This is a genomic window from Bosea sp. RAC05 (genome assembly GCF_001713455.1).
Lineage (GTDB): Bacteria > Pseudomonadota > Alphaproteobacteria > Rhizobiales > Beijerinckiaceae > Allobosea.
On the sequence record NZ_CP016464.1, the window covers coordinates 4,431,989 to 4,455,257 of the forward strand.

Below are 23,269 nucleotides of genomic sequence, written 5' to 3' on the forward strand. Positions count from 1 at the left end.
ATCGATACCGGCGCGCTTGACGGCGGGCAAGCCGGCGCCGCATGAGGGCGGCTTCCCGCCGATGGAGAGTGTCCCCATGCCGCAGGCCAGACTGATCGATGGCAAGGCCATCGCCGCCGCCTTGCGCGGCGAGATCGCGACCGAGGTCGCCGGCATCAGAGCGGCGAGCGGCAAGGTGCCGGGCCTGCATGTGGTGCTGGTCGGCGACGATCCCGCCAGCCGCGTCTATGTCGCGTCCAAGGAGAAGCTGGCGGTCGAGGTCGGCATGAACTCGGTCGCCCACCGCCTGCCGGCCGAGACGACCCAGGCCGCACTGCTGGCCAAGCTCGCCGAGCTCAACGCCGACGACGCGGTCGACGGCATCCTCGTGCAGCTGCCGCTGCCGAAGCATCTCGACACCGCCGCCGTGATCGACGCCATCGACCCCGCCAAGGATGTCGACGGGCTGCATCCGATCAATGCCGGCCGCCTTGCCGGCGGCAAGATCGACCCCGAGCAGCTGCTCGTGCCCTGCACGCCGCTGGGCTCCATGCTGCTGCTGAAGAGCGTCCTGCCCGCGCTCGCGGGCCTCGAGGCGGTGGTGATCGGCCGCTCCGAACTCGTCGGCCGTCCCGTCGCCCAGTTGCTGCTTCAGGCCGACTGCACGGTGACCATCGCCCATTCGCGCACCAGGGACCTGGCTGCCGTGGTGCGCCGCGCCGACATCGTCGTCGCCGCCGTCGGACGCCCCGGCTTCGTCAGAGGCGAGTGGATCAAGCCCGGCGCCACCGTCATCGATGTCGGCATCAACCGCCTGCCCGACGGCAAGCTGACCGGCGACGTCGCCTTCGCGGAAGCCGCCGAGATCGCGGGCGCGATCACCCCCGTCCCCGGCGGCGTCGGCCCGATGACGATCGCCTGCCTGCTGCGCAACACGCTGACGGCGTTCAAGGCGCGGAGGGGGTAGGCTTTTCGGTCGCCAAAACAGAGCGAGCCCTCATCCTGAGGAGCCGCGAAGCGGCGTCTCGAAGGATGATTCCAGCACGCTCTGGAGCATCCTTCGAGACGCAACCTTAAGGCTGCTCCTCAGGATGAGGGCTCTCATGGGAACCGCGCCCGAGCGGCGCGGTTCGTCGATACCTCACATATGGATCTGGCGCTTCTCGACGGCCATCGCCGCTTCCTTGACCGTCTCGGCCAGCGTCGGATGGGCGTGGCAGGTGCGGGCGAGGTCTTCCGACGAGCCGCCGAACTCCATCAGCACGGTCACTTCGGCGATCAGATCGCCCGCGCGGGGCCCGATGATGTGGCAACCCAGGACGCGATCGGTCTTGGCATCGGCCAGCACCTTCACGAAGCCGTCGGTCTGGCGCATCGCGCGGGCGCGGCCATTGGCGGTGAAGGGGAACTTGCCGACCTTGTAGTCGACGCCCGCGGCCTTCAGCTCCTCCTCGGTCTTGCCGAGCGAAGCGACCTCCGGCGAGGTGTAGACGACGCCGGGGATCGCGTCGTAGTTCACATGGCCGTGCTTGCCGGCGATGATCTCGGCGACCGCGACGCCCTCGTCCTCGGCCTTGTGCGCCAGCATCGGGCCGCGCACCACGTCGCCGATGGCGTAGATGCCCGCGACATTGGTCTTGAAATGATCATCGATGACGACGCGGCCCCGCTCGGTCGCGACGCCCGCACCCTCCAGCCCGAGCCCGTCCGTGTTCGGGCGGCGGCCGATCGCCACCAGCACGATGTCAGCGGCCAGCGTGCTCGCCTCACCGCCGGCCGAGGGCTCGACCGTCAGCGTCGCGCCGCCCTTCTTGCCCGTCTCGACCTTGGTGACCTTGGCACCGAGGCGGAAGCTGAAGCCCTGCTTCTCCAGGATGCGCTGGAACTGCTTGGCGACCTCGGCGTCCATGCCCGGGAGGATGCGGTCGAGATATTCGATCACGGTGACCTTGGCGCCGAGCCGGCCCCAGACCGAACCGATCTCGAGGCCGATCACGCCCGCGCCGACCACGACCAGCTCCTTGGGAACGGCGGCGAGTTCGAGCGCCCCCGTCGAGGTCACGACCGTCTTCTCGTCGACCGTCACGCCCGGCAGACCGGCGGCCTCCGAGCCGGTGGCGATGACGATGTTCTTGGTCTCGAGCTCCTTCGTGGAGCCGTCCTCGGCGGTGACGACGACCTTGCCGGCGCCGGGGATCGAGGCGGTGCCGTGGAAGGGCTCGATCTTGTTCTTTTTCAGCAGGAAGGCGACGCCGTTGACGTTGGCGTCCACCGTCTCCTGCTTGTGCGCGAACATCGCCTTCAGGTCGAGCTTGGGCTGGCCGACGACGATGCCGAGCTTGGCGAAGCTGTGGCCGGCCTCCTCGAACATCTCGGAGGCGTGCAGCATCGCCTTGGAGGGGATGCAGCCGACATTGAGGCAGGTGCCGCCATGCGTCTTGCGCTTCTCGACCACCGCGACCTTGAGGCCGAGCTGGGCGGCGCGGATGGCACAGACATAGCCGCCGGGGCCGGTACCGATGACGACGAGATCGTAGGACATGGGTTTCTCTCGTGAAATTCAGGCGAGGATATCAGGTTCGGGAGCAGGATGGGCCCGTGATCGGGCGGAAGAGACCGGGACGGATGGCCATGGACGTCTCCCTTGCCTTCAGTAGACCGCCCGCACGGCCATCAGCATCAGCCCGGCGAGCGAGACGAGCCAGACCAGCGTCCGAAGATGCGGGACACCGGCGAGATAGAGCGGCAGGTAGACCACCCGCGCCGCCAGCCAGACCAGCCCGCCGAGCAGCCCGATCCCATCGGCCCGCTGCAGCACCATCAGCATCGCGACCAGCAGGACGAAGGCCGGGAACGTCTCCTGGAAGTTTCGCAGCGCGCGCTCGGCGCGTCCGGCGATCCTTCCCGTGGGAGCACTCCCCTCGTCGCGCGGTCCGGCATTCCAGGCCGAACCGCGTTCCAGCGTGACGCTCACCACCTGCGCGGCGATGTGGACGAGCAGGAGGACGACGCCCGCGACGCCCAGCGCCGCCATGGCTGCGCCGCCCTGCACGGCCGAAGCCTCAGAGATCCAGCACGAGACGCGCCGGGTCCTCCAGGGCCTCCTTGATGCGGACGAGGAAGGTCACCGCCTCCTTGCCGTCGATGATGCGGTGGTCATAGCTGACCGCCAGATACATCATCGGCCGCACAACGATCTGGCCGCCAACGACCATCGGGCGCTCCTGGATCTTGTGCATGCCCAGGATCGCCGACTGCGGCGCGTTCAGGATCGGCGTCGACATCAGCGAGCCGTAGACGCCGCCATTCGAGATGGTGAAGGTGCCGCCCTGCATGTCCTCGATCTTGAGGGCGCCCTCGCGGGCCTTCTTGCCGAGCACGCCGATCGCCTTCTCGACGCCGGCGATGGAGAGCTGGTCGGCATCGCGCACGACCGGCACGACAAGGCCCTTGTCGGTGCCGACGGCCACCGCGACATGGTAGTAGTTCTTGTAGATGATGTCCGTGCCGTCGATCTCGGCGTTGACGGAGGGGATCTCCTTCAGCGCCTGCACGCAGGCCTTCACGAAGAAGCCCATGAAGCCGAGCTTCACGCCGTGCTTCTTCTCGAACACGTCCTTGTACTGGTTGCGCAGCGCCATCACCGCCGACATGTCCACCTCGTTGAAGGTGGTCAGCATCGCGGCCGTCGCCTGGGCGTCCTTGAGGCGGCGCGCGATGGTCTGGCGCAGCTTGGTCATCTTCACGCGCTCTTCGCGCGAGGCGTCGTCCACCGGCGACGGCGCACGCACCTGGACGGGCGCGGCCGGGGCGGAGGCGGCAACCGCGGGACCGGTGGCGATCGCGGCCAGCATGTCGCCCTTGGTGACGCGGCCGTCCTTGCCGGACGCGGCGACCTTGGACGGGTCGACGCCGCTCTCGGCCGCCAGCCGCGAGACGGCCGGGCCGGAATCGGCGGACTTCGTGGCAGGCTTAATCTCGCTGTCGCCGGCCACGGCGCCGGACTTCGCCTCGGCGGCGGCGCCCGTCGTCTCGCCGGCCTTGCCGGAGGCCTGCGCCACGGCGGCGTCGGCCTTCTTCTCCTCGGCCTTGGCGGCGCCCGCGCCACCGGCCGAGATCATGCCCAGGAGCGCGCTGACACCGACGGTGTCGCCTTCCTTGGCGACGATCTCGCCGAGCACGCCGGCGGCCGGCGCGTTGACCTCGAGCGTCACCTTGTCGGTCTCGAGCTCGACCAGCGGCTCGTCGGCCTTGACCGTGTCGCCGGGCTTCTTGAACCACTTGCCGATCGTGGCCTCGGAGACGGATTCGCCGAGGGTGGGTACGCGGATTTCGGTCGCCATGTCAGGCCTCTGTTCTGTTCTGTCTGACGTTTTGGGTGTCTGGGCGTCAGCCGGCGAAGGCTTCGTCCAGGAAGGCGTTGAGCTGGGCGAGATGCTTGGACATCAGGCCGGTCGCGGTCGCGGCCGAGGCCGGGCGGCCGACATAGCGCGGCCGCTTCGTCTTCGCGCCGGCATGGCCCAGCACCCACTCCAGATAGGGCTCGACGAAGGTCCAGGAGCCCATGTTCTTCGGCTCCTCCTGGCACCAGACCACGTCGGCGCCCTTGAAGCGCGCCAGCTCCTGCGCCAGCGACTTCAGCGGGAAGGGATAGAGCTGCTCGACGCGCATCAGGTAGACATCGTCGATGCCGCGCTTCTCGCGCTCGTCCAGCAGGTCGAAATAGACCTTGCCCGAGCAGAGGATGACGCGCCGGATCTTCGAATCCTTGACCAGCTTGGTCGTCGAGTTGCCGCGCTCGGCGTCGTCGTGCAGCACGCGGTGGAAGGTCGAGCCTTCCGCCAGTTCCTCCAGCGTCGAGACGCAGCGCTTGTGGCGCAGCAGCGACTTCGGCGTCATCAGGATCAGCGGCTTGCGGAAGTCGCGCTTCAGCTGGCGGCGCAGGATGTGGAAATAGCTCGCCGGCGTCGAGCAGTTCGCCACCTGCATGTTGTCCTCGGCACACATCTGCAGGAAGCGCTCGAGACGGGCCGACGAGTGCTCCGGCCCCTGGCCCTCATAGCCATGCGGCAAGAGGCAGACGAGGCCCGACATGCGCAGCCACTTGCGCTCGCCCGACGAGATGAACTGGTCGAACACGACCTGCGCGCCGTTGGCGAAGTCGCCGAACTGCGCCTCCCACATCGTCAGCGCGTTCGGCTCCGACAGCGAGTAGCCGTATTCGAAGCCGAGCACGGCCTCCTCCGAGAGCATCGAATTGATGACCTCGTAGCGGGACTGGCCCTCGCGGATATGGTTCAGCGAGGTATGACGGGCTTCCGTCTCCTGGTCGATCAGCACCGAATGGCGCTGTGAAAAGGTGCCGCGCTCGCAATCCTGGCCCGACAGGCGCACCGGGTTGCCGTCGAGCAGCAGCGAGCCGAAGGCCAGCGCCTCGGCGGTCGCCCAGTCGATGCCCTGCCCGGTCTCGACCGCCTTGCGGCGGTTGTCGAGGAAGCGCTGGATCGTCTTGTGGACGTTGAAGCCCGGCGGCACCGCCGTGATCTTCTCGGTGATCTCGCGCAGCACGTTGGCCTCGACGCCGGTGGCGCCGCGGCGCGGATCGTCCTCGTCGGCGCGGATCGCCTTCATGCCGGCCCAGCGGCCGTCGAGCCAGTCGGCCTTGTTGGGCTTGAAGGCCTGGCCGGCGTCGAACTCGATCTCGAGCTTGGCCTTCCAGGCGGCGCGTGCCTCGTCGACCTCGCCGGGCTGGATCACGCCCTCGGCCTCGAGCTTGGCGGTGTAGAGCTCCAGCGTCGTCTTGTGGCCGCGAATCTTGCGGTACATCAGCGGCTGGGTGAAGCCCGGCTCGTCGCCCTCGTTATGGCCGAAGCGGCGATAGCAGAACATGTCGATGACGACCGGCTTGTGGAACTTCTGCCGGAACTCGATCGCGACCTTCGCCGCGAACACCACCGCCTCCGGATCGTCGCCGTTCACATGGAACACGGGCGCCTCGACCATCTTCGCCACGTCGGACGGATAGGGCGAGGAGCGCGAATAGCGCGGATAGGTGGTGAAGCCGATCTGGTTGTTGATGATGAAGTGGATCGAGCCGCCGGTGCGGTGGCCCTTCAGCCCGGACAGGCCGAGGCACTCCGCCACCACGCCCTGGCCGGCGAAGGCGGCGTCGCCGTGCAGCAGCAGCGGCAGCACCTTGGAGCGCTCGACGATGTCGCCGAACTGGTCCTGCTTGGCGCGCACCTTGCCGAGCACGACGGGGTCGACGATCTCGAGATGCGACGGGTTGGCGGTCAGCGAGATGTGGACGTTGTTGCCGTCGAACTCGCGGTCGCTGGAGGCACCGAGATGGTACTTCACGTCGCCCGAGCCCTCGACGTCATCTGGCGCGAAGGAGCCGCCCTTGAACTCGTGGAAGAGCGCGCGATGCGGCTTGCCCAGCACCTGGGTCAGCACGTTCAGGCGGCCGCGATGGGCCATGCCGAAGACGATGTCGCGCACGCCGAGCGCGCCGCCGCGCTTGATGATCTGCTCCAGCGCCGGGATCAGCGCCTCGCCGCCGTCCAGGCCGAAGCGCTTGGTGCCGGTGTATTTGAGGTCGATGAACTTCTCGAAGCCCTCGGCCTCGACGAGCTTGTTGAGGATCGCCTTCTTGCCCTCGCGGGTGAAGGCGATCTCCTTGTCCGGCCCCTCGATGCGCTCCTGCAGCCAGGCCTTCTGCTCCGGATCGGAGATGTGCATGAACTCGATGCCGACCGTGCTGCAATAGGTCCGCTGCAGCACCGCCACCATCTCGCGGACCGTGGCGAACTCCATGCCGAGCACGTTGTCGATGAAGATCTTGCGGTCGAGATCGGCCTCGCCGAAGCCGAAGGCGGCCGGCGACAGCTCCTCGGTGTCCTTGACCTGCTCGATCCCGAGCGGATCGAGCTTGGCATGGAGATGGCCGCGCATCCGGTAGGCGCGGATCAGCATGATCGCGCGCACCGAGTCGCGCGTCGCCTGCTGCACGTCGGAAGCCGACAGCGTGGCGCCGGCGGCTTGCGCCTTGCCCTTGAGCTTGTCGGAAACGACCTTCTCGACCACGGCCCAGTTGCCGTCCAGCGCCGAGACCAGTTCGCCATTGGCGTGAACCGGCCAGTTCGGCTTGGTCCAGGAAGCGCCCTTGGCGTTCTGGACGATGGACGCGCCATCATCCTTCAGCCCGGCGAAGAAGCCCTGCCACTGCTCGTCGACCGACTTCGGATCGGCCTGGTAGCGGGCGTAGAGGTCCTCGATATAGGCCGCGTTGCCGCCATAGAGGAAACCCGTCTGCGCGAGAGCCTCGTTGATGTCCTGGCGAGCCATGGTCGTTTCTGCCCTTTTTCCTGCCTGCCTAGCGCGTCATGGTCGGCCTTGAGCCGACCATCTCTTCGGGAGTTCCGCGCGCCGCGTCATGGTCGGCTCGAGGCCGACCACGACGCGCGAAACCCTCAGCCCTTCAACACTTCGACCAAGGTCTTTCCAAGGCGCGCCGGCGAGGGCGAGACCCGGATGCCGGCGGCTTCCATCGCCGCGATCTTGTCCTCGGCGCCGCCCTTGCCGCCCGAGATGATCGCGCCCGCATGGCCCATGCGGCGGCCGGGAGGCGCCGTGCGGCCGGCGATGAAGCCGACCATCGGCTTCTTGCGACCGCGCTTGGCCTCGTCCTTGATGAACTGAGCCGCGTCCTCTTCGGCCGAGCCGCCGATCTCGCCGATCATCACGATCGACTTGGTGTTGTCGTCGGCCAGGAACATCTCGAGCATGTCGATGAACTCGGTACCCTTGACCGGGTCGCCGCCGATGCCGACGGCGGTCGTCTGGCCGAGGCCCTCGCGCGTGGTCTGGAACACCGCCTCATAGGTCAGCGTGCCCGAGCGCGAGACGATGCCGACCGAGCCGGGCTTGAAGATGTTGGCCGGCATGATGCCGATCTTGCTCTCGCCCGCCGTCACGACGCCGGGGCAGTTGGGCCCGATCAGCCGCGACTTGGAGCCGACCAGCGAACGCTTGACCTTGACCATGTCGAGCACCGGGATGCCCTCGGTGATGCAGATGATCAGCGGGATCTCGGCATCGATCGCCTCGCAGATCGCATCCGCCGCGCCCGGAGGCGGCACATAGACGACGGACGCGGTCGCGCCGGTCTTGGCCTTGGCCTCGTGGACGCTGTCGAAGACAGGCAGGCCGAGATGAAGCGAGCCGCCCTTACCCGGGGAGGTGCCGCCGACCATCTGCGTGCCATAGGCGATCGCCTGCTCGGAGTGGAAGGTCCCGTTCTTGCCGGTGAAGCCCTGGCAGATGACCTTGGTGTTCTTGTCGATCAGGATGGACATGGTTGCTCCTCAAGCCTTCTTGATCGCGGCCACGATCTTCTGCGCGGCGTCGTCGAGGTCGTCGGCGGGGATGACGTTGAGGCCGGAGGACGAGATGATGTCCTTGCCTTCCTGGACGTTGGTGCCCTCAAGCCGAACGACCAGCGGAACCTGCAGGCCCACCGCCTTCACCGCGGCGATGACGCCGCGCGCGATGACGTCGCACTTCATGATGCCGCCGAAGATGTTGACCAGGATGCCCTTCACCTTCGGGTCGGCGGTGATGATCTTGAACGCCGCCGTCACCTTCTCTTCGGAGGCGCCGCCGCCGACGTCGAGGAAGTTCGCCGGGCTTTCGCCGTAGAGCTGGATGATGTCGAGCGTGGCCATCGCCAGGCCCGCGCCGTTGACCATGCAGCCGATCGTGCCGTCGAGCGCGATATAGGCGAGGTCATACTTCGAGGCCTCGATCTCCTTCTCGTCCTCTTCCGTCGTGTCGCGCAGCGCGACGATCTCGGGGTGACGGTAGAGCGAGTTGGAGTCGAACGAGATCTTGGCGTCCAGGCACTTGATCTGGCCCTGCTTGGTCACGATCAGCGGGTTGATCTCCAGCATGTCCATGTCCTTGGCCACGAACGCGGTGTAGATCTGGCCCAGCACCGTGCCGGCCTGCTTGGCGAGGTCGCCCGAGAGGCCGAGGATGCGCGCCATGGCGCGGCCGTGATGCGGCATGATGCCGGTGGCGGGATCGACCGTGATGGTTTCGATCTTCTCCGGCGTGTCATGGGCGACCGCCTCGATGTCCATGCCGCCTTCCGTCGAGATCACGAAGGCGACGCGCGAGGTCGAGCGGTCGACCAGCGCCGAGAGGTAGAACTCCTTCTCGATGTCCGAGCCGTCCTCGATGTAGAGGCGGTTGACCTGCTTGCCGGCCTCGCCGGTCTGCGCGGTCACGAGCGTGTTGCCGAGCATCTCCTTGGCGTGGGACTCGACCTCCTCGACCGACTTGGCGAGACGCACGCCGCCCTTGGCGTCGGGGCCGAGCTCCTTGAACTTGCCCTTGCCGCGGCCGCCCGCATGGATCTGCGACTTCACGACATAGAGCGGTCCCGGCAGCTTCTTGGCGGCCTCGACCGCCTCCGCCACCGTCAGGGCGGGGAAGCCGGCGGAGACCGGCGCGCCGAACTCCTTGAGGACGGCCTTGCCCTGGTATTCGTGGATGTTCATGTGCTCGGTTTCCCTGGAAGCTTATGGGGGATGGCGGGGCGGGCGGCTCCGCGCGGCGCGCAATGTGCGCACCACCGGACCCGCCCGTCCTGGATCACGCCAGTGACGAATCGATGGCCTTGCACGCGTCGATCAGGCCCTGCACCGAGGCGACCGACTTCGCCAGCATCTCCTTCTCGGCGGCGTTGAGGCGGATCTTGACGACCCGCTCGACACCCTTGGCGCCGATCACCACCGGCACGCCGACGAACATGTCCTTGACGCCGTACTGGCCGCGCAGCGCGGCAGCCGCCGGCAGGACGCGCTTCTGGTCCTTGAGGTAGCTCTCGGCCATCGCGATCGCCGAGGCCGCCGGCGCATAGAAGGCCGAGCCGGTCTTGAGCAGGTTGACGATCTCGCCTCCGCCCTTGCGGGTGCGCTCGACGATGGCGTCGAGGCGCTCCTGCGTCGTCCACTTCATCTTGACGAGGTCGGGCAGCGGGATGCCGGCGACGCCGGAATAGCGCACCAGCGGCACCATGTCGTCGCCATGGCCGCCGAGCACGAAGGCGGAGACGTCCTTGACCGAGACCTGGAACTCGTCGGCCAGGAAGTGACGGAAGCGGGCGGAGTCGAGCACGCCGGCCATGCCGCAGATCATGTTGGGCTTGAGCCCTGAGAACTTCTGCAGGGCCCAGACCATCGCGTCGAGCGGGTTGGTGATGCAGATCACGAAGGCCTTGGGGGCGTAGGTCTTGATGCCCTCGCCGACGGCCTTCATCACCTTGAGGTTGATGCCGATCAGGTCGTCGCGGCTCATGCCGGGCTTCCGCGGCACGCCGGCGGTGACGATGATCACGTCGGCGCCCTTGATGTCCTCATAGGACGAGGTGCCCTTGTAGGCGGCGTCGAAGCCGTCGACCGGAGCCGACTCGGCGATGTCGAGGCCCTTGCCCTGCGGGATGCCGTCGGCGATGTCGAACAGCACGATGTCGCCGAGTTCCTTCAAGCCGGCGAGATGGGCGAGCGTGCCGCCGATCTGGCCGGCGCCGATGAGGGCGATCTTCTTGCGGGCCATGGCCTAGTCCTTTGTCCTGACGCTGCGAAAAGCCGGAGTCCCGGCGAAACCGTGCGTTCCTTTGACCCAAATGGCCCTTTTGCCGCAACCCTCGCGCGATCCGGCGGGACCGCCCGGCACAGGCCGCCGCCGCCCGGCGCGGGCCGAACCCGCCCTCGACTTATCAAGCACTTAGCGGAGAACGCCTAATCAACCGCCCCAGAATGACACGGAATGGCCGTAATGACAATTTACATGAGATGTAATTCGTCACAGGGTTTTGTCAGACGATCCCGCTGATCAGGACCCGCAACGAGACGCGGATCAGCGTCGACAGGCGGATGTCGACGGAGGCCTGCGGCACGTCCGATTCCAGCTCCAGCGCCGCCGGATGGATGAAGCGGTGCGTCGCGTCGATGACGAAGGCGATCGCCCGGTCGCGGTCGCGCGGCTCGAAGGTGCCCGACGCGATGCCCTCGTCGATCACCCGCTCGAACAGCGCCCGCACCCGCGCGCGGTTGCGCCGGCTGATCGCATGGCGCTTCGCCACCGCCTGCGACAGCGCCGCGAAGAGCTGCGGCTCCTCGGTCAGCAGGTCGCGATTGGCCTTGGCCAGCGCCAGGATCAGCCGCTCGAGCTTGTCGTCGGCGGGGTCGGGCCCATCCGCGATGTCGGCGAGCCGCCGCTCGGTCGCCTTCAGCCAGACGTCGACGACGGCATCGACCAGCGCCGCCCGCGAGGGGAAGTAGCGGTAGACATTGGCATGGGTCATGCCCGCCTCTTCGGCCACCGCGACGACCGTGAAGCGCTTCAGCCCGAACCGGCGCAGATGCTCGCTGGCGACCGTGAGGATGCGGGTCTCGCTCGGCTCGCGCTGGGTCATGGCGCTATCGGGCCCCGGGGACTGACATCAGCGACACCATCCTCACGTCTCCACCAGCCCGCCGCTGTCACCGCTCGCCGCCGAATCCGCCCGGCCATGCGGAAGGCCGAGATAATCGTCGGAGCGCATCTCGATCAGCCGCGAGACCGTGCGGTCGAACTCGAAGGCCTCGCGCCCGGTCTTGGCACGGTAGAGTTCGTGCGGCTCGGCCTGCGCCGAGGCGACGAGCTTCACATGATGCTCGTAGAGCGTGTCGATCAGGATGATGAAGCGCTTGGTCTCGTTGCGCTGCTCGTCGGCGAGCACCGGGATGTCGTCGAGCACCAGCGTGTGGAAGCGCTGCGCCAGCGCGATATAGTCCGAGGCGCCATAGGCCTTGCTGCAGAGATCGCCGAAGCCCGCCCGCGCCACGCCCGCCGCCGCCTGCGGCACGACCAGCTCGTGGCCCTTCACGTCGATGACGAGGCGCTGCCCCTTCGCCGCGCCGGAGAGCTTGCGAAAGGCGTCGTCGAGCGCCGCTTCAGCCGCCGCATCGGCCGGCACGCGGTAGACCGGCGCGCCGCCGAGCTTCTCCATCCGAAAATCGGTCCGCGCCTCCAACTTGAGAACCTCGACCTTCTCGGCCAGCAGCGCCACGAAGGGCAAAAACAGCGCCCGGTTCAGCCCGCCCTCATAGAGCCGCGACGGCTCGACATTCGAGGTCGCGACCACCACGACGCCGGCGGCGAACAGCGCCGTGAACAGCCGCCCGAGGATCATGGCATCGGCGATGTCGGTGACGGTGAACTCGTCGAAGCAGAGCAGCCGCGCCTCCTTCGCCAGATCCGCCGCGATCGGGCCGATCGGGTCGGGATCCTTGACCTCGCCGGCCTTGAGCTTCTGGCGATAGGCATGGATGCGGCCATGGACGTCGGCCAGGAATTCATGGAAATGCACGCGTCGACGCTGCGGCACCGCCACGGAGTCGTAGAACAGATCCATCAGCATGGTCTTGCCGCGGCCGACCGAGCCCCAGATGTAGAGCCCCTTGGGCGCATCCTTGGCCGCCGCCTTCTTGCCGAACAGCCAGCCCAGCGCGCTGCTCTTCTGCGCCAGGCGCTGCGCGGCCAATGCCTCGGCCAGGCCCTGCAGCCGCTTCACCACCGCGACCTGCGCCGGATCGCGCTCGATCGCCCCGGTGTCGACCAGGGCGGCATAGCGTTGGGCGATCGAGGCGGTCATGGCGGCGAGGGTCTTCGGGCAGGCGCTGGGGACTCCCGGGTTACGGCAGCCCCGCCGGCCCGGCAAGAGCGGAGGGGGGCAAACCCCTCCCCCTTGTGGGGAGGGGAAGGGGTGGGGGTCGAAAAGCCAGGGCGCGTCGCTGAAGAGGGAGCCGTATCGCCGTTGCAGCCGCGCTGGTCCGGCTCGCGGTCACCAGGCGGCACGACCCCCACCCCTGCCCCTCCCCACAAGGGGGAGGGGTTCCCCGCGCCAAGCCCCGAAAGCCGCGCCCTGCCTCAGGCCGCCGCCAGCCGCGGCCGTGGGTTGCGCTTGCGGAAGCGGCGCCTCGCCCAGATCACCAGCCCCGTGCCCCAGAGCCCGGCCAGCACCAGCGACAGCGCGAGATTGAGTCCGCTGCCCCAGAGCGCATGCCAGTTGCCCTCGTGCAGCGCGCGCGGCCAGTTCATCGGCGGCGTCGCGAGCCCCTCGCGCGTCACCACCACGCCGGTCAGCCGGTTGCCGACATAGACCCGCGCCAGCAGCCGCCCGCCGCGAACCCGCAGCGAGGTCAGGTCGGCGAGGTCATGCGCGCGGGCGACGAGCGGAATCGCCTCCGCCAGTGGCAGTCGCGCCGGCCGCGCCCCGGCTGGCGCCGCCGGGGTGAAGCTGATTCCGAAGGCGATGGCGAGCCCGGTCAGCGGCGACAGCACGATCAGCGGCAGGAACAGCCAGGCGCCGGCCTTGTGCCAGCCGCCCAGCGTGTTGCGGAAGCGCGGCCAGCCCATCAGCACGCCGAGCAGCGCCAGCACCAGCATGGCGATGGTCGAGGCGGTGACGAGCCAGCCGAGATCGAGCAGCAGCCGTTCATGCAGCTGCCGCGCCGTGCCGAACCAGTCGGCCCAGCCCGGCTCGTCGATCGCCTCGCCGCTGCTCAGGCTGACATCGACCGAGCCGTCCGGCCCGACGCCGTTCAGCGTCATCAGCTGGTCATAGGTGCGGATCGTCAGCCCGGTCGCCTGGCCCTGCGGATCGAATTTTTGCAGCGCCGCCAGCACCGAGGCCTCGGTCACCGGCGCGGCGGGCCGGGTGCGCTGCGCCAGAGGTTCGAGCGAAAGCACGAGCCCGCTCAGGATCAGCGCCAGCAGCGGCAGGGCGAAGACGAGCGTGACCCAGCGGTGGAACCGCAGCCAGTACGGCTTGAGCATCATGGGCATGACTTTCGGTCGCAGCGTCGTCTTGGAATTGTTCTAAGGTGACGTGCATCCCTACCGCAAGCCGCGGCGCCCCGCCCTGCGCTGGATCAAAGCCGCACCTGATCGCCGGACGCACCGAAACCCCCGTCCGGCTCACGCCGCGGGGTTTCGGGCTCTTCAAGGCGTATCCGAGGGGATGCGCGGGACGATGGTGGCGTCGCAGTCGACGGCTGCGTGCCGATGTCGATGTCGAATGTCGTGTCGAAGCAGCGCCAACAGCCGCCGCCCCGCCCCGCGCGCAGGTGTTTTGTGCCGACCAGATCGCCTTCTGGTTATCCGGGTCTCGGGTCGCGCGGCCTGACTCACCCGCGCGATGGCAATCTGCGCCTCCGCCGCCTTCGGCCCGCAACGGCCTCAGGCGACGAAACCCGCAACCCCGCCCGGCCGCACGATGCCTCGCGACAGCCCCCTTGGTCGGGCGGAGCGGGAGGAGAATAGGCATGGGTTCGGGCAGCGGGGATAAGATTGATGGGAACCGCGCCGCCGTCTTCCCTTCTCCCGGATGGGAGAAGGTGGCGCGGAGCGCCGGATGAGGGCCTGCCGCTTCAATGGAAGGCGCAACGGCTCCGTCGCGCCTCTTGCAACGAGCGGCGGTCCCTCATCCCTGCCCTTCTCCCATCCGGGAGAAGGGTTCCCAGCGCCCCCGCGTCATGGTCGCCCTTGTGGCGACCATCCACGCCTTCGCGGATCAAGGGCGGTGTTCAAGGCGTGGATGCTCGGGACAAGCCCGAGCATGACGGGGCGCGAAACCGCGACGCCTGCCCCGTCTCCCCCTCACCCCCGCCCGGGAATCATCCGGATGGCGTTGCCGAGATGGGTGGCGCAGCCCTTCATGTCGTTCTTCGCCATCAGGTCGGTGGCCAGGGTCAGCTCCTTCATCGCGACCGCCTTCTTGGCCGGGTCGGTCATCTTGGCGGTCTCGGCGTTCATCTTGGACAGCTCGACCGTGCTGCAGGTTGTCGGCGGCAGCGGCGTGGTGTCGGGCGCCGCCGGCGCGGTCTGCGCCCCGGCCGGCGACAGCGCCAGCCCGAAGCCGAACGCGGCGAGGATGAGGGTGGTCCTGAGCATGGTTTGATCTCCCTGAAGGAGCCGGAAGGGCCCTTTCGCGGGAAACAGGGCGTGGGGAGGATTGTTCCGGGGTGGGTTGGCGGGTGGAGGCTCGCTGTCGAAGCGGGGCGCCTTCCTTTTCCCCTCGCGGGAGAAGGGGTCGCCCCATCACCGCTGCAGCCTAGAAAACGACTCTAAGCGCAGCGGGCGGCTTATTCAGTGCGCACACTCAAAACCCACCGTCGGTTTGGCCACGTGAGATCGTGGATTAAGCTATTCGTTATGCAAGGGAGCCTCAGCGTCGGTAGTTGGAGCAATTGCATCTGCTGCAGCCTCAACTTCTGTCTGTCCCGTTTGCATTTGATTGTCAGTGAACAACACGTTCGATAGTGCTGTAGCTCTAGCGATACGGTTTCCCCGATCGGAGGCTGCTCGAGAGACAGCGCGAGCATATGCTACTACGTTCGGATCCTGCCTTTCCCAATCAGCCTCCTCCAAGCGCAAAATCCGATCGACACGCGCACCAAATTCTTGCAATTTTGCAGACACCGTCGTCCGCACATCCGAAGCAAATGGCAAATCGGCGGCTCTCTCGCTCAAACACAAAAACAGCGTATAAAAATCAGATTTCTTCTTCCATCTTGTTGCGCTTAATTTGGGCAACAGATGCGATATTTCTCCTGTAATCGACCGAAAGGTCGATTCAATTTCCTCTTTGCGTTCAAATGATTTTTCGTAAAGCTGATAATATGTATCCAATTTATCTTTCTTGTTCTGAGCACCATTTAGATAGGCTATTGCGATTTCGCTGATAAACTCGTGATCAAGCATGCGCCGATGATCGGCAGCGGAAAAAATACCTGACTCGGACCAAAATTGATCTTCGTCAGCTATTTTTTGGACAGTCTTGATGAATGGACCCCAATAGGTTGCATTCCTTAGTTCCTGCTCATTAAGCGCCACAACATTCCGGTTTAGCCGACTGAAAATCTTTCGAACTCCGTCCTCTTCCATCGCAGGAAGGATGCGGACTACAAATTTATAGCTGAATATATCTTTTTTCTCGTCTGGAGACATATCATCAAACCGAAGTCCCTGCCACTTACGTAGCACTTCTTCTCCCTCTAAAGCATACTCGCCCTGGACAAACTCTAGTATTGCTCGTATTCTCTGCTGACCATCGACAACGATATGCCTCTCTGCCCCCTGCTCATCGCCCAAATCCTGCATATAGAGCTCTGGTATCGGCAACCCGTTGAGAATAGTATCAATTAGATATGATTTCTGAATGTTCGTCCAAACAGGATTCCGCTGGAAGGGCGCAGCCAAGACTAATTCATTCGATAAAAAGGACTTTCGAAACCAAGATACAGTCCTATGGGTAGTGTGCAGGAAATTATCTGTCTGATCCATCACGAATCCTCTACATCGATGTCATCATCGACTGAACTTTGTTCAAGTATTTGCGTTTTGAGCTGCTCTACTCCATACGACTGATATTGTCTTAACGAATCATAATCCCGATAAATTCTCATTTTTATGTCACGACCACGCGTTGGATCAATATTTTTCATATGATCAAGCGCACCTTGCCAAGCAGATCCAAAAGGCAAAACTCCGAGCATCGAATTAGTAGCTATAGTACCTGAGAATACATAGTTATTCTGATGTTGTCGAATTGCTCGCTTAATCTCGACAGGCAAAGACAACCACGATGGACGCCTCTGCCTCAAGAAACGCCAAGCTAAATCAAAATAATGAGCGCTAATAATTCCAACATCAACATCAGAATGCTCATCAAATTTTTTATAATTTTTTGATGGATTCAAGCTAAAACCGACAGATGCGCTCCCGACCAAAACAATATCATAGGGATCGACATCAATTAGGCCCGAAAGAATAGTCTTCCAGTTGATCCAATGACTCATATTTCCGTGAAAAACAAAAGGCACAGGCTCAAAAATATAGTGCGATACAAAATCATATGCACTTCTGCTGAGAATTTCGGACTGGAGCGCGGCCTGATCGACGAACAATTCCCATACCCTCCCGCCCTGTCGCTCCTATGAGTAAATGACCGCATTGTCGCGGGCAAGGGCTACATCCCTCGATATTCTCTAGTGACGCCCCTTTCTCATCAGCCTCTGCCATCGCGCGCCCACACCGCAAATCAGCGAAGCAGATCGTCCGTGGTGGAGAGCACTGGCCCCACCACTCCCTCACCCCTTTGGCTCTGCCTCAGGGGCGAGGAACCGCTCTCCCGGATGGGAGCGCGGCAGGGGTGAGGCCCCCCGCTGATCGCTGTAACGAAACGGAGCCGTGGCGCCCTCTTGCTGCGACGGCAGGCCCTCATCCGGCGCTCCGCGCCACCTTCTCCCATCCGGGAGAAGGAAAGGGGCGGCGCGGTTCCGCCGCCTACCCCCGCCGCCGCCCACCCCTTTGCTCCCCAGCCCCCTTCGGCCGCTGCTCCGTCCGCGGGCCCATCTCGTCCAGCGTCGGCTTGCGCGGGCGGGGAGCCGGCTTCGACACCGGCTTGCCTTCGCCGCCGCCGAAATTATGCGGGCCCATATCGGCGTCCGTGGGTTTGCGGGCGCGCGTCGGCGGCAGGTTGGCGCTGTCGCCATAGCTGCGCTCGCCCTTGTATTTGCCGGCCGAGGCCTCGACATCGCGCTGACGCGCCATCGGATCGTCGGAGATGGCGAGTTCGGTGGCCTGCAGGCGCTTGATCTCGTCGCGCAGCCGGGCGGCGGTTTCGAATTCGAGGTCGGCGGCGGCCTCGCGCATGCGCTTTTCGAGATCGGCCAGCGCAGCCTTGAAGTTATGCCCGGCGGCGGGTGTGGCGAGCCCGGTGTCGACGGTGACATGGTCGCGCTCATAGACCGAGCCCAGGATGTCGCCGATGGCGCGCTTGATCGTCTGCGGCGTGATGCCGTGTTCGAGATTGTAGGCGACCTGCTTCTCGCGGCGGCGCGCGGTCTCGGCCAGCGCCCGCTCCATCGAGCCGGTGATGTGGTCGGCATAGAGGATGACCTTGCCGTCGACATTGCGGGCGGCGCGGCCGATCGTCTGGATCAGCGAGGTCTCGGAGCGCAGAAACCCCTCCTTGTCGGCGTCGAGAATGGCCACGAACCCGCATTCGGGAATGTCGAGACCCTCGCGCAACAGGTTGATGCCGACGAGGACATCGAAGGCGCCCAGCCGCAGATCACGCAGGATCTCGATGCGCTCGATCGTGTCGATGTCGGAGTGCATGTAGCGCACGCGCACGCCGTTCTCGTGCAGGTACTCGGTCAGGTCCTCGGCCATGCGCTTGGTCAGCACGGTGACGAGCGTGCGATAGCCGGCGGCCGTGACCTCCTTGATCTCGTCGAGCAGGTCGGCGACCTGGTGCTTGGCGGGGCGGATCTCGACCGGCGGGTCGATCAGCCCGGTCGGGCGGATGACCTGCTCGGTGAAGACGCCGCCGGTCTGCTCCATCTCCCAGCTGCCCGGCGTCGCCGAGACATGCACCGATTGCGGGCGCATCGCATCCCACTCCTCGAAGCGCAGCGGCCGGTTGTCCATGCAGGAGGGCAGGCGGAAGCCGTATTCCGCCAGCGTCGCCTTGCGCCGAAAGTCGCCGCGATACATGCCGCCGATCTGCGGCACGGTGACATGGCTCTCATCGGTGAAGACCAGCGCATTGTCGGGCAGGTATTCGAACAAGGTCGGCGGCGGCTCGCCCGGCTTGCGGCCGGTGAGATAGCGCGAATAGTTCTCGATGCCGTTGCAGGAGCCGGTGGCCTCGATCATCTCGATGTCGAAGGTGCAGCGCTGGTCGAGCCGCTGCGCCTCGAGGAAGCGGCCCATCGAATTGAGCTCGTCGAGGCGGGCCTTCAGCTCCTGCTTGATGCTCTTCACGGCCTGGGTCAGCGTCGGCCGCGGCGTGGTGTAGTGCGAATTGCCGTAGACCTTGACGAATTCGAGGTCGGCGGTCTTCTGCCCCGTCAGCGGGTCGAACTCACTGATGCTCTCGACCTCGTCGCCGAACAGGCCGATGCGCCAGGCGCGGTCCTCATAGTGCGCCGGGAACAGCTCGATCACGTCGCCGCGCACGCGGAAGCTGCCGCGGGTGAAATCATGCTGGGTGCGCTTGTATTGCAGCGCCACCAGATCGGCGATGAGCTGGCGCTGCTCGACGCGCTCGCCCAGCTTGATGCCGAAGGTCATCGCCGTATAGGTCTCGACCGAGCCGATACCGTAGATGCAGGAGACCGAGGCGACGATGATGACGTCGTCGCGCTCGATCAGCGAGCGCGTCGCCGAATGGCGCATCCGGTCGATCTGCTCGTTGATCGAGGATTCCTTCTCGATGAAGGTGTCCGAGCGCGGCACATAGGCCTCGGGCTGGTAGTAGTCGTAATAGGAGACGAAATACTCGACCGCATTGTCGGGGAAGAAGCTCTTGAACTCGCCATAGAGCTGCGCCGCCAGCGTCTTGTTCGGCGCCAGGATCAGCGCCGGGCGCTGCGTCTTCTCGATCACCTGCGCCATGGTGAAGGTCTTGCCTGAGCCGGTGACGCCGAGCAGCACCTGGTCGCGCTCCTGCCGGGAGATGCCCTCCACCAGCTCGGCGATCGCGGCCGGCTGGTCGCCGGCGGGCTCGTATTCCGAGTTCATCCGGAAGCGGATACCGCCTTCGGATTTGTCGGGCCGCGGCGGGCGGTGCGGCACCCAGGCCTTGCCCGGCTCGATGAAGGGGTTGCCGCTCTCCAGCAGGGTCTGCAGCGAGGTCGCGGTCGCGGCCGCCGCGCCCTCGGCCCCGATGAAGGCGGCATCGGCCTTCTTCGAGAGCTTGCGCTTGGGCCGCTCCTCGCCGCCGGGCCGTTCCGTGGCGTAGCTCGGCTTCGCCTCATAGCCGGCCTGCGGCTTGTCGGAGAACCCGGCTGCGCCGCCGGGCACGGCGTTGCCGCGGTTGATCGCCGGGTTGAGCAGATCGGCGAGATAGCCCTCGAGCGGCTTCAACTCCTGCCGCGACGCCTTGGAATTGGGCGTGCGCGCGCTGGAGGGCTTTTTGGCGGGCTTGGACTTGGCGGGCGAGTCTTTGGCAGGTGTGTCGGACATCCCGGCAATATGGGGCGCATCCCGTCCACGCGCGAGAGGGGGCTGCGCATGGGGGAGCGCACTGGTGACAGGAGCTGGCAGGAGAAGAGCGTCATTCTCGGGCTTGCCCCGAGAATCCTGGGCCGGATAAGGCGCGGGCACCGCGGGGAACCCTTCTCCTGTAAGGAGAAGGGCAGGGATGAGGTGTCGGCCCCTGGACCAGTGAGCACGCCCTGACCGCTGCGCCGGTGAGGTCTCGCGCCACCTTCAAACGGCCGACCCCTCACCCTACCCTCTCCCTACGGGAGAGGGTTCCCGCGCTGTCCTCGCCTCGGCACCAGGACGGCGGCGCCCTTTCGCAATGGACTTGTCATGCGATGTCTGCAGGATCGGCCTCATGGCCGGGGACAACGGCCGGGACCAAGCCGGGAGGACACGCCATGCGCCGACGCGTCATTGCGATCATGGCGGGCGCCGCAGCCCTGCTCACCGCGGCGGGGGCGCAGGCGGTCGGGCCGGACTGGACCTGGCTCGACGACGACCCGCAATACCGCCAGGCGCGGCGCTGGATCGAGGAGAAGAACTTCCCGCCCGCCATCGAGAAGCTGGAGGTGCTGCTGAAGCGCTCGCCGCACTCGCCGGTGCTGCTGAACTGGCTCGCCTTCTCGCACCGCAAGCTGAAGAACTACCCGCTCTCGAAGCAGTATTACGACGCCGCGCTGATGCGCGACCCGACCTTCCTGCCCGCGCTCGAATACCAGGGCGAATGGTTCATCGAGACCGGCGACATGGCGAGCGCCAAGGCCAACCTCGCCAGGCTCGCCAGCCTCTGCGGCCGCTGCCATGAATGGCAGGATCTCGACGAGGCCATCCGGAAGGCGGAGGGGCGGTAGGGGAAGCCGTCATTCTCGGGCGCGACCGCGACCAGGAATCGCGGGGAACCCCTCTCCTGTAAGGAGAGGGGCAGGGGTGAGGTGTCGGCCCCTAGACCCGTCACGCGCCAACCTAACAGCTGCGCCGGTGAGGTCTCACGCCACTTTCAAGCGGCCGACCCCTCACCCTGCCCTCTCCCTACGGGAGAGGGTTCTCCGTTGCGGTTCCTTGGCCTAACCACGCCACCATGCCCGCCGCCGCCGCGACTCCCGTCGCGAAGCAACCCTGCAGGAGGTAGCCGCCGGTGGGGGCCTCCCAGTCCAGCATCTCGCCGGCAACGAAGACGCCCGGCAGGCGCCGCAGCATGAAGCCTGCGTCGATCTCGCCGGCCGCGATGCCGCCGGCGCTGGAGATCGCCCGGTCGATCGGCATCGTCCCGGTGAGGCGCAGGCGCGCGGATTTGATCGCCGCCGCCAGCGCGGCCGGCGTCTCGTCGAGCTTCCCCCCGACGCTGTCGCGCAGCACCGCCACCGCCGCCGGCGACAGCCCTGCCGCCTTGCGCAGATGGTTGCTCAGCGTTTCACCCGGCCGTCGCTTGCCGAGCTTCTCGGTCAGCCGGGCGAGGTCGAGATCGGGCCGCAGGTCGATCTCCAGCTCGGCCGAGCCGTCCCGCGCGATCGCCTCGCGCAGCGGCCCCGACAGCGCATAGATCGCGCCGCCCTCGAGTCCATGGGCGTCGATCATCGCCTCGCCAACAATCTCTTTGCCGGCAAATTTCAAGGTGATCCGCTTCAATGGCACGCCGGCGAAACGCTCGCGCAGCGTCGGCGACCAGGCCACCGCGAAGCCGCCATTGGCGGGCCGCAAGGGCGAGACGGCAACGCCCCTCCCCGCCAGCAGCGGCACCCAGCCGCCATCGGAGCCGAGCCGCGGCCAGCTTGCCCCGCCCAGCGCCAGCAGCGTCGCATCGGGGGTGAGCGTCACCGTCTCGCCGGCCGCCGTGGCGAAGGTCAGCGCTCCCTCGGCCCAGCCGGTCCAGCGCCGGCCGGCTTCGAGCCGCACGCCGAGCCCGTCGAGCCGGCGCAGCCAGGCGCGCAGCAGCGGCGAGGCCTTCATCGCCTTGGGGAAGACGCGCCCGCTGGTGCCAATGAAGCTCTCCGCGCCCAGCCCGTCGGCCCAGTCGCGCAGCGCCTGCGGCGGGAAGGCGTGAACCGCGGGTTCGAGCCAGTCCCGCGCCGCGCCGTAATGCGGCAGGAAGGTCTCCAGCGGCTCGGAATGGGTCAGGTTGAGCCCGCCGCGCCCGGCGAGCAGGAACTTCCGCGCCGGCGACGGCATCCGCTCATGGATCGTGACGCGATGGCCGGCCTGCGCCAGCCGCTCGGCGGCGATCAGCCCGGCGGGGCCGGCGCCGATGATGGCGATGTCTTTGCTGTGCATCGGGCCGGCTTGCGCCGTCGGACGCCGCGGGTCAAGCGAGGCGGGCCAATGCCGCCGTCATTCTCGGGCGGACCGAAGCGCAGACCCGAGAATCTCGATCAGGATCATCTCCCGCGAGAGATGCTCGGGTCGAGCCCGAGCATGACGCCTCCTCGCCTTCAAACCCGCGCAAATGTCTCGTCGAAGGCGTAGCCCGCGCCGCGGACCGTGCGCAGCGGGTCCTTGGCGTCGCCCGGCGTGATCGCCTTGCGCAGACGCCCGACATGGACGTCGACCGTGCGCTCGTCGATGTAGACGTCGCGGCCCCAGACAGCGTCGAGCAGTTGCGCGCGCGAATAGACCCGGCCCGGCGCCTGCATCAGGAATTCGAGCAGGCGGAACTCGGTCGGGCCCAGATGCAGCTCCTCGCCGGAGCGGCGCACGCGCCGCGTCGTGCGGTCGAGTTCGAGATCGCCGGCCGTCAGCAATCCGGCGACATGGCCGGGCTTCGCCCGGCGCAGCAGCGCCTGGATGCGCGCAATCAGCTCCGGCAGCGAGAACGGCTTGACGACATAGTCGTCAGCGCCGGTGGCGAGCCCGCGCACCCGCTCGGTCTCCTCGCCCCGTGCGGTGAGCATGATGATCGGCACCCGCTCGGTGTCGCGCCGCGCCCGCAGCCGGCGGCAGAGTTCGATGCCCGACAGCCCCGGCAGCATCCAGTCCAGCAGCACGAGATCGGGCGTGTTGTCGCGCAGGTGCAGCTCGGCGTCGTCGCCGCGCGCCACGCTGTCGACCACGAAGCCCTCGGCCTCGAGATTGTAGCGCAGCAGCAGGGTGAGGGGTTCCTCGTCCTCGACGATCAGGATGCGGGCGGCCATGGCACGGTTCCGTTCTTGGCGTTTGTGCCGAAACGCATCGTCATGCTCGCCCTTGTGGC

The 23,269-nt window shown here is 66.4% G+C and carries 18 protein-coding genes; 2 read left to right on the forward strand and 16 right to left on the reverse strand.

Annotated features, from left to right (window positions below; all coding sequences use genetic code 11):
• Positions 1-76: 76 nt before the first annotated feature.
• Positions 77-946 carry a bifunctional methylenetetrahydrofolate dehydrogenase/methenyltetrahydrofolate cyclohydrolase FolD gene (gene folD, locus BSY19_RS24530; protein ID WP_069057370.1) on the forward strand — a complete coding sequence of 290 codons (870 nt, stop codon included), beginning with the start codon at positions 77-79 and terminating at the stop codon, positions 944-946.
• 174 nt (positions 947-1,120) lie between these two features.
• Here the strand turns inward: folD and lpdA are convergent, their stop codons facing one another.
• From lpdA to uvrB, 14 genes are all read right to left on the reverse strand, one after another.
• A complete protein-coding gene (gene lpdA, locus BSY19_RS24535) occupies positions 1,121-2,521 on the reverse strand; it encodes a dihydrolipoyl dehydrogenase (RefSeq protein ID WP_069056448.1) in 1,401 nt (466 codons plus the stop codon).
• A gap of 108 nt (positions 2,522-2,629) precedes the next feature.
• On the reverse strand, positions 2,630-3,013 hold the full coding sequence (locus BSY19_RS24540) for an MAPEG family protein (RefSeq protein WP_069056449.1): 384 nt from the start codon (positions 3,011-3,013) through the stop codon (positions 2,630-2,632).
• Between the two features lie 28 nt (positions 3,014-3,041).
• Complete coding sequence (odhB, locus tag BSY19_RS24545; protein ID WP_069056450.1) at positions 3,042-4,322, reverse strand: 2-oxoglutarate dehydrogenase complex dihydrolipoyllysine-residue succinyltransferase; 1,281 nt, start codon at positions 4,320-4,322, stop codon at positions 3,042-3,044.
• A 46-nt stretch (positions 4,323-4,368) separates the two neighbouring features.
• Positions 4,369-7,326, reverse strand: coding sequence for a 2-oxoglutarate dehydrogenase E1 component (locus BSY19_RS24550; protein WP_069056451.1), 2,958 nt, complete (start codon positions 7,324-7,326; stop codon positions 4,369-4,371).
• 125 nt (positions 7,327-7,451) lie between these two features.
• Complete coding sequence (gene sucD, locus BSY19_RS24555) at positions 7,452-8,336, reverse strand: succinate--CoA ligase subunit alpha (protein ID WP_069056452.1); 885 nt, start codon at positions 8,334-8,336, stop codon at positions 7,452-7,454.
• A 9-nt stretch (positions 8,337-8,345) separates the two neighbouring features.
• Complete coding sequence (gene sucC / locus BSY19_RS24560; RefSeq protein WP_069056453.1) at positions 8,346-9,542, reverse strand: ADP-forming succinate--CoA ligase subunit beta; 1,197 nt, start codon at positions 9,540-9,542, stop codon at positions 8,346-8,348.
• Positions 9,543-9,636: 94 nt separating this feature from the next.
• Positions 9,637-10,599 carry a malate dehydrogenase gene (gene mdh, locus BSY19_RS24565; RefSeq protein WP_069056454.1) on the reverse strand — a complete coding sequence of 321 codons (963 nt, stop codon included), beginning with the start codon at positions 10,597-10,599 and terminating at the stop codon, positions 9,637-9,639.
• Between the two features lie 262 nt (positions 10,600-10,861).
• A complete protein-coding gene (locus BSY19_RS24570; protein ID WP_069056455.1) occupies positions 10,862-11,461 on the reverse strand; it encodes a TetR/AcrR family transcriptional regulator in 600 nt (199 codons plus the stop codon).
• A 42-nt stretch (positions 11,462-11,503) separates the two neighbouring features.
• Positions 11,504-12,682 (reverse strand): cell division protein ZapE, encoded by a 1,179-nt coding sequence (gene zapE / locus BSY19_RS24575; protein WP_069056456.1) that lies wholly within the window; start codon positions 12,680-12,682, stop codon positions 11,504-11,506.
• 275 nt (positions 12,683-12,957) lie between these two features.
• Positions 12,958-13,869 carry a PepSY-associated TM helix domain-containing protein gene (locus tag BSY19_RS24580; protein WP_236840446.1) on the reverse strand — a complete coding sequence of 304 codons (912 nt, stop codon included), beginning with the start codon at positions 13,867-13,869 and terminating at the stop codon, positions 12,958-12,960.
• Positions 13,870-14,688: 819 nt separating this feature from the next.
• Positions 14,689-14,982 (reverse strand): hypothetical protein, encoded by a 294-nt coding sequence (locus BSY19_RS24585; protein WP_069056457.1) that lies wholly within the window; start codon positions 14,980-14,982, stop codon positions 14,689-14,691.
• A 252-nt stretch (positions 14,983-15,234) separates the two neighbouring features.
• Positions 15,235-16,374, reverse strand: coding sequence for a DUF262 domain-containing protein (locus BSY19_RS27190; protein ID WP_083247816.1), 1,140 nt, complete (start codon positions 16,372-16,374; stop codon positions 15,235-15,237).
• Positions 16,374-16,997 carry a hypothetical protein gene (locus BSY19_RS27730; protein ID WP_150129720.1) on the reverse strand — a complete coding sequence of 208 codons (624 nt, stop codon included), beginning with the start codon at positions 16,995-16,997 and terminating at the stop codon, positions 16,374-16,376. Before BSY19_RS27730 ends, BSY19_RS27190 begins: the two co-directional genes overlap by 1 nt.
• A 379-nt stretch (positions 16,998-17,376) precedes the next feature.
• Entirely contained in the window at positions 17,377-20,064 is a 2,688-nt protein-coding gene (uvrB, locus tag BSY19_RS24590; RefSeq protein WP_069056458.1) for an excinuclease ABC subunit UvrB, read from the reverse strand.
• Positions 20,065-20,483: 419 nt separating this feature from the next.
• On the opposite strand from uvrB, the gene BSY19_RS24600 reads away from it, so the two are divergent.
• Entirely contained in the window at positions 20,484-20,936 is a 453-nt protein-coding gene (locus tag BSY19_RS24600) for a tetratricopeptide repeat protein (RefSeq protein WP_069056460.1), read from the forward strand.
• A 178-nt stretch (positions 20,937-21,114) separates the two neighbouring features.
• On the opposite strand, the gene BSY19_RS24605 is transcribed toward BSY19_RS24600, so the two are convergent.
• Both BSY19_RS24605 and phoB read right to left on the reverse strand, forming a co-directional pair.
• Positions 21,115-22,353, reverse strand: coding sequence for a TIGR03862 family flavoprotein (locus tag BSY19_RS24605; protein ID WP_069056461.1), 1,239 nt, complete (start codon positions 22,351-22,353; stop codon positions 21,115-21,117).
• A gap of 158 nt (positions 22,354-22,511) precedes the next feature.
• Positions 22,512-23,210, reverse strand: coding sequence for a phosphate regulon transcriptional regulator PhoB (gene phoB, locus BSY19_RS24610; RefSeq protein ID WP_069056462.1), 699 nt, complete (start codon positions 23,208-23,210; stop codon positions 22,512-22,514).
• Positions 23,211-23,269 lie beyond the last annotated feature (59 nt).

Bases quoted from the DNA above. Each gene is read 5' to 3' on its own strand.
- folD (WP_069057370.1), top strand. From the start codon at position 77: ATGCCGCAGGCCAGACTGATCGATGGCAAGGCCATCGCCGCCGCCTTG.
- lpdA (WP_069056448.1), bottom strand. From the start codon at position 2,521: ATGTCCTACGATCTCGTCGTCATCGGTACCGGCCCCGGCGGCTATGTC.
- BSY19_RS24540 (WP_069056449.1), bottom strand. From the start codon at position 3,013: ATGGCGGCGCTGGGCGTCGCGGGCGTCGTCCTCCTGCTCGTCCACATC.
- odhB (WP_069056450.1), bottom strand. From the start codon at position 4,322: ATGGCGACCGAAATCCGCGTACCCACCCTCGGCGAATCCGTCTCCGAG.
- BSY19_RS24550 (WP_069056451.1), bottom strand. From the start codon at position 7,326: ATGGCTCGCCAGGACATCAACGAGGCTCTCGCGCAGACGGGTTTCCTC.
- sucD (WP_069056452.1), bottom strand. From the start codon at position 8,336: ATGTCCATCCTGATCGACAAGAACACCAAGGTCATCTGCCAGGGCTTC.
- sucC (WP_069056453.1), bottom strand. From the start codon at position 9,542: ATGAACATCCACGAATACCAGGGCAAGGCCGTCCTCAAGGAGTTCGGC.
- mdh (WP_069056454.1), bottom strand. From the start codon at position 10,599: ATGGCCCGCAAGAAGATCGCCCTCATCGGCGCCGGCCAGATCGGCGGC.
- BSY19_RS24570 (WP_069056455.1), bottom strand. From the start codon at position 11,461: ATGACCCAGCGCGAGCCGAGCGAGACCCGCATCCTCACGGTCGCCAGC.
- zapE (WP_069056456.1), bottom strand. From the start codon at position 12,682: ATGACCGCCTCGATCGCCCAACGCTATGCCGCCCTGGTCGACACCGGG.
- BSY19_RS24580 (WP_236840446.1), bottom strand. From the start codon at position 13,869: ATGATGCTCAAGCCGTACTGGCTGCGGTTCCACCGCTGGGTCACGCTC.
- BSY19_RS24585 (WP_069056457.1), bottom strand. From the start codon at position 14,982: ATGCTCAGGACCACCCTCATCCTCGCCGCGTTCGGCTTCGGGCTGGCG.
- BSY19_RS27190 (WP_083247816.1), bottom strand. From the start codon at position 16,374: ATGGATCAGACAGATAATTTCCTGCACACTACCCATAGGACTGTATCT.
- uvrB (WP_069056458.1), bottom strand. From the start codon at position 20,064: ATGTCCGACACACCTGCCAAAGACTCGCCCGCCAAGTCCAAGCCCGCC.
- BSY19_RS24600 (WP_069056460.1), top strand. From the start codon at position 20,484: ATGCGCCGACGCGTCATTGCGATCATGGCGGGCGCCGCAGCCCTGCTC.
- BSY19_RS24605 (WP_069056461.1), bottom strand. From the start codon at position 22,353: ATGCACAGCAAAGACATCGCCATCATCGGCGCCGGCCCCGCCGGGCTG.
- phoB (WP_069056462.1), bottom strand. From the start codon at position 23,210: ATGGCCGCCCGCATCCTGATCGTCGAGGACGAGGAACCCCTCACCCTG.